General features: G+C 60.3%; 7 protein-coding genes. All 7 read left to right on the top strand.

What is annotated here, in order from left to right:
* Window position 1: 1 nt before the first annotated feature.
* Complete coding sequence (locus AC1DYC_RS28545; RefSeq protein ID WP_477411028.1) at window positions 2-490, top strand: DUF3830 family protein; 489 nt, start codon at window positions 2-4, stop codon at window positions 488-490.
* A 1-nt stretch (window position 491) separates the two neighbouring features.
* Window positions 492-845 (top strand): TIGR04076 family protein, encoded by a 354-nt coding sequence (locus AC1DYC_RS28550; protein ID WP_477411029.1) that lies wholly within the window; start codon window positions 492-494, stop codon window positions 843-845.
* A complete protein-coding gene (locus AC1DYC_RS28555; RefSeq protein WP_477411030.1) occupies window positions 842-1897 on the top strand; it encodes an aldo/keto reductase in 1056 nt (351 codons plus the stop codon). The genes AC1DYC_RS28550 and AC1DYC_RS28555 overlap by 4 nt, the downstream gene beginning before the upstream one ends.
* The gene (locus AC1DYC_RS28560; RefSeq protein WP_477411031.1) at window positions 1894-2322 is read left to right on the top strand and encodes a hypothetical protein; all 429 of its coding nucleotides are present in this window, start codon (window positions 1894-1896) and stop codon (window positions 2320-2322) included. The genes AC1DYC_RS28555 and AC1DYC_RS28560 overlap by 4 nt, the downstream gene beginning before the upstream one ends.
* A gap of 42 nt (window positions 2323-2364) precedes the next feature.
* Entirely contained in the window at window positions 2365-3624 is a 1260-nt protein-coding gene (locus AC1DYC_RS28565) for an ABC transporter substrate-binding protein (RefSeq protein ID WP_477411032.1), read from the top strand.
* Between the two features lie 1049 nt (window positions 3625-4673).
* Window positions 4674-5147 (top strand): hypothetical protein, encoded by a 474-nt coding sequence (locus tag AC1DYC_RS28570; RefSeq protein ID WP_477411033.1) that lies wholly within the window; start codon window positions 4674-4676, stop codon window positions 5145-5147.
* 10 nt (window positions 5148-5157) lie between these two features.
* Window positions 5158-6355: Ig-like domain-containing protein (locus tag AC1DYC_RS28575; RefSeq protein ID WP_477411034.1), on the top strand; the 1198-nt coding region annotated here is incomplete at its 3' end.

The following is a 6355-nucleotide window of genomic DNA, read 5'->3' on the forward strand; positions in this document are numbered from 1 at the left end:
CATGAGCAAGCCCGCCATCCGGATCACAGAACCACGCTCGAACCTTTCCGTGACGGCGCTGCTGTTGCCGGAGAAGGCGCCTGAAAACGCCGCCTTCCTGCTGGCGTATCTGGCGCAGCCACGCATCGTCCCTGGCATCCATGCGATGTGGACAGGCCCGGAGATTTCCTGCCCGGTTCCATCGGCGCAGCTCGAGGGGGAGGCCTATGCCAGGCCCTTGCCGGCCGAGAACGCGACGCTGACGCCGCAGCCGGGCGACATCGTGCTCGCCTATGTGCCTCCGCGCATGTGGGACGGCAATCCCAATCCCATCTTCGATATCGGCCTGTACTACGGGCAGGGCGCGCGCCTGTTGTTTCCGATCGGCTGGCTGGCCGGCAGCGTCGTCGCCCAGGTGCGTTCCGAAGAGCGCGACCAGTTCGCCGCTGCTTGCGGCGTCATCCGCCGCAACGGCGCTTGCGACGTCACCTTCAGCCTGGTGGAGGTCTGACATGGCCGACGACAGTTTCGAGCTCTTCGATCTGCGCGTCGAGGCGGTCATCCCCGATGGCAAGCCGATCTATTGCGGTGCCAAAGCGGGCGACTATTTCGAGCTCAAGGGCGAGATGCTGTCGCTGCCGGCGGGGCAGGGCTTTTCGATCTATTCGATTGCGGCCGTGTTGCCGCTCCTGGCGGCAAAGCAGCGTCCGACGCACGCCAATGACTGGATGACCTCTGATGCCGAGATCGCCTGTCCCGATCCCAATTGCGCCAGCCGGCTCAGGATCGTCAGGCTGGCCAGACGGCGTTTCAGCCATGCCGAAACCACGGCCGTGCCGCTGCCGAAGGAGACCGACAAGCGATGAGCGCCAGGACCGTCGAACTCAGCCCCGGCTACACGATCTCGCGCGTCATCCGCGGCGGCTGGCAGCTGGCCGGTGGCCATGGCGCCATCGATCGCAACCAGGCGGTGACCGACCTGATCGCCACTTTCGATGCCGGTATCTGGACCTATGATTGCGCCGATATCTACACCGGCGTCGAGGAATTGATCGGCGCCGCGCGCCTGCGGCTGGCCAGCGAGCGCGGCCTCGATGTCGCGGCCAGGATGAAGGTGCACACCAAGCTGGTGCCCGACCTCGAACGGCTGGCCAGCATCAGCCGCGATTACATCAGAGGCATCGTCGATCAGTCGCTTCGCAGGCTGAAGACCGAGCGGATCGATCTCGTGCAGTTTCACTGGTGGGATTATGACCAGCCGCGTTACGTCGATGCGATGGGCTGGCTCGACGAGCTCCGGCTGGAAGGCAAGGTGCGCAATCTCGGCACCACCAATTTCGATACGCCGCGTCTGGCCGAAATCCTCGCCGCAGGCATTACGCTGGTCAGCCAGCAACTGCAATATTCGGTGCTCGACCAGCGGCCGGCAAACAGCTTGGCCGACCTCGCCGCGAAGAACGGTGTCAGCTTCCTGTGCTACGGCTCGGTGGCAGGCGGTTTCCTCAGCAACAAATGGCTTGGCGCGGCCGAGCCAGCCACGCCGCTCGAAAACCGCTCGCTGGTCAAATACAAGCTGATCATCGATGATTTCGGCGGCTGGGATCTGTTCCAGTCCCTGCTCAAGGCGCTGAAAGCCGTCGGCGATCGCCACGGCGTCGACATCGCCACCATTGCCTCGGCCTGGGTGCTCGAACAGCCGCAAGTGGCCGCCGTCATTGTCGGCGCGCGCAACCAGGCGCATGCGCTGGCCAATGCCAAGATCATGGACGTCGCGCTCGACGCGGAAGACCGGGCCAGGATCGCCGCGGTGCTCTCGCAAAGCCGCGGCCTCGAGGGCGATGTCTACACGCTGGAGCGTGATCGTCATGGCCGCCACGGCTCGATCATGCATTACAACCTCAATGCGGGGAAGAAATGAGCGGCGAGCCTTCCCTATTTTCGCGTGCCAGCGCCGAAATCATCGAGCTGCATCGCTTCTTCGTCGACTGGTTTGTCGCGGCGCGAGCCGACGCTGTGGAGTTCGGCCGCTTCGAGGCCGTCATGGGTGAAGGCCTCACCATGGTCGCGCCGAATGGCCAGATCCTCGATCGCGCCGCGGTCGTCGACCATGTCCTGACAAGCCGCGCCACTTGCGACGAGGGTTTTGCCATATCGATCGAGGATATCAGGCCGGGTTGGCAGGACGCGAACACGATCGTTGTCTTCTACATCGAAGCGCAACTGCGCGCCGGCAAGCACAGTCGCCGGCAGTCCAGTGCTGTCTTCACCACCAGTTCATCGACGCCTAACGGCGTCGAATGGCGGCATCTGCATGAGACCTGGCTGCAGGCGCCGGAAGGCTGAACAGGCAAAGTTTCAGTTGAGAAAAGGGGAACAGCAATGAAAATGAAAAAGACAATACTTCAATTCACCACCGCACTGGCTCTCGTGACGATGGCCGGCGCCGCACACGCAGCAGATTGCAAGATCACCGTCGGCCTGGTCATGGAACTGACCGGACCGGCCGGCGAATACGGCCAGGCCGGCGCCAAGTCGGTCGAAATGGCTTTCCGCGACATCAATGAAGCCGGTGGCGTGCGCGGCTGCGACCTGGTGACCGACACGCGCGACAGCCAGAGCCAGGGCAATATCGCCGTCGACGCCGCGACCCAGCTGGTGCAGGTCAAGAAGGTGCCGGTGATCATCGGCGGCATCATCTCCTCGGTGTCGATCCCGATCCTGACTTCGGTCACCGGGCCGGCCAAGATCGTCCAGGTGTCGCCGGCTTCGTCCTCGCCGACGCTGACCGCGCTCGGCCGCGACGGCAAGACCAATGGCATCTTCTTCCGCACCATCACGTCGGATGCGCTGCAAGGCGTGGCCGCAGCCAAATACGCCGTCGACAAGGGCTTCAAGAAATTGTCGATCATCCACGTCAACAACGACTTCGGCGTCAACATGGTGGCCGAATTCTCGCGCGCCTACAAAGCGCTCGGCGGCACCATCGTCTCTGATACGCCTTACAACGAGAAGCAGTCGAGCTACGCCTCGGAAGTGACGGCGGCGATGGGCGGCGAACCGGACGGGCTCTATCTCGTCAGCACGCCGGTCGACGGCGCAACGGTCGCCCGCACCTGGATTTCGCAAGGCGGCGTGCAAAAATTCCTGCTCAATGACGGCATGAACAGCCCCGACTTCATCGAGTCCGTCGGCGCCGATTATCTCAAGGATGCCTATGGCACCTCCTCGGGCACCAGCCCGACGGCTTCGACGGAGTATTTCACCAAGAACTACAAGGCGTTTTCCGGCATTGAACCGTCGAACCCCGCGGCCGACCGTTCCTACGATGCCGGCGCCATTGTCGGCCTCGCCATCGCAATTGCCGGCTCCGAGGATCCGGCCAAGATCAAGGACGCCATGTACAAGGCGGTCGATCCGGCCGGTGTACCGATCTATGCCGGCAAGGACGAATTCGCCAAGGCGCTCGGCCTGATCAAGGACGGCAAGCCGATCCGCTACGAAGGTGTCATCGGCCCGGTCTCCTTCGACAAGTATGGTGATATCACCGGCCCGTTCCGTCTGTGGAAGATCGTTGACGGCAAAGTGACGACCGACGGTGAAATGACCACCGACGACGTCAATGCATTGCAGGCGAAGCTGCAGTAAGGCCTAGGCACCTTGTCCGGCGCATTCGATCCTCGAGATCAGCGCCGGACAACGCGCGGCGGCAAGAGAGCCGAAAGCGCAAATTCTGCGGGCCTTTCGTCCGCCCGCCACATCGCCTGCGGTCTTCTATCCGGACCCACCACGATGCAGCGGAACAAGACCGTCTTCGAGAATGTGAACCGAAGTTGATCGCATCCGCCCTGTGTTGCCTTGACGTTGAGCGCCGCGTAGGTCGCGGCGCCGTTGGAGCGTTGACGGTACTTCTCATGATCGCTTGAACGCGCTCTCGGATAACTCCCTTCGCGCAGACCCATTGATCCCGGTAGTGGGTGAAACCTCAAAATATTCTACGCAGATCAATCTGACGGTACTCATACGAGGCTCAGCGTCCGCGAAAAGGACCGTCACGGATTTTCGGGCCTGACAGTACTTTTTTCAGGTCAGCGTTTTGAAATATATAAAGAAAATCGCCCGCAGATGACGGTTTTGCGTTGGCGGTACTTTGGCAAATTCCGGCATGGGCGAAGGCTGGACGCGGGCGAAGCTCGAGACGCGGGTAGTCCGTGCTGACGGACAGAAGTAGTGGCATCGGGGTGGACCAACTGTCACTGCCGCTACTGTGCGACGCCGCGTGCAAACGCTTTAGGGCGAGAATCTGAGGAAGGGATTTATCGAGTGGCCGCGGTCCCAACCATTAACTGTTTGCAAACTTGCACGTTGACGCTTCCTCTTCGGAAGAGTTAATAATCTCTTAATTTAGCACTCTCTAAAAACTCGTGATCAGCAACCAACGAGTAGATGGTGCAATTGGGGGTAGGGAGACGCAACGCGGCGATCTATGTCGCCGCGAGCTATTATCATCATCGAACCGCCATCCGTCTGTAAACGGCCTTGCTAGTCGGGCTCGTCGTAAGGCGGCAGGTTTGTGGCGGCTTGGATGATGTGCTGACAATAGACGGCTAGGAGTTTTCTGACAGGGAGCAGTTTGTCTTTCAGTGCGGTCGGTGAACGGATGTGGGGGCATCTGTGTATGGGTAAAGGGGGGGTGAATGGCGTCTTCTCAAATCACAGACGGCAACGGAGCTGCGAAGTCGCTTTGCGATACGCCACAGGCCGGCGATGACGCCTCCAGTTTTTCCGAAGATGCGACCATCCCCATTTCCACTCTCCTTGCCGCCGTTTCTTTCGGTGTGTTGAGCAAGGATTTAGTCGGAATCGCGCTTTGCTCTATCGATGATGAGTTTTCTACCTCGACCAATAGGAAGAAATCCGCTGTTGCCTGCGAAAGTCCAGCACGCACCAGTCTGTGTTTGCCGAACTCGCGGGCTTGGGCGTTCGGCATTGGTAGACATGTCATTGGTCTTAACGCGAACTCATTTGGTCTGGCGCTCTTGCCTGGGATCAAGCCGTTTGTCGGCGGAGGCGAACTTACCCCCATGGATTCACAATTTTTGAGCGACGGCGCTGCAAGCGGCAGGTCGATGTCGACACTTGTTGATCGACAAGAACAATTGGCAAGATAGGGGACTGGGCATGGCGACGACGATTGGCACAATTGGCAACGACAATCTGGTTGGCGGTAGTGGAGACGACGTGCTTCTGGGCGGCGCGGGAAGCGATCGCCTGAATGGCGGGTCAGGCGCCGATACGCTCGATGGAGGCAGTGGTTTCGATACCCTCCTGGGCGGATCGGGAGCGGACACGCTCATCTATCGCGCGTGGGAAAATCAGTACAAGTTTGGTAGCCTGGTATACGGCACAGGGACGACCGCCGGACAAACGGCCTTTTCGGGCTACGACATCTATGACGGCGGCAACGGCAATGCTGCGAAAGGCACTGCCGAGATCGATACGCTTGCTATCTATCTAAGCAATGATCAACTAGCCAATACCTCATTCATGACGGCGTTTAACGCTGAAATTGTTCAATTTCGTGCCTTCATTGCCGCAAATTCGAACGCGAATACCGGCCAGGCAGGTCAGGCAGAATTTACATTCACCACCATCAATCTCAAGGTTTCCGCGATCGAGCGAATTACCGTTCTCGATAGTGACGGGCGTGTCCCTGTATTCGTCAATATTGTCGATTCCGCCTTAAGTGATAGCGTCAATAACTCGGTCGTGACGTTCACCTTCACGGGTCCGGTGACTGGCTTCACTTTAGCCGACGTTACGACAACCCACGGCACGCTGACTGATTTTGTGATGGTTGATGCTTCGCATTATACGGCGAAGTTTACAGCAACAGACGGCTTCGCCGGCACCGGCTCGGTCTCGGTGACGGCCGGCAGCTACACCGACCTTGCCGGCAACCTCGGTGGTGCCGGCTCGGACACGGTCGCGATCGACCGCGTCAATCCGACGGTTGTGGTCGCTCTCGACCGCACCAGCTTCGACGACCACAACAACACCTCGGCGGTGACCTTCACCTTCTCCGAGGTGCCAACCGGCTTCGATACGGGCGACATCACGGTGGCGGGCGGCTCGATCTCCGGCCTGGCGCAGGATCTTGTCGGCGATCCGTCGGGCAAGACCTACACCGCGACCTTCACGGTCGCCGACAACTCGACGACGCCGGTGTCGATCTCGGTTTCTTCATACAGCTTCTCCGACCCGGTCGGCTTCGACAACCGGGTGTCCATCACGGACACGGAGTCGTTCGACAGCGTCAATCCGACGGTTGTGGTCGCTCTCGACCGCACCAGCTTCGACGACCACCACAACTCCTCGG

The organism is Mesorhizobium sp. P2_E7 (genome assembly GCF_056403855.1).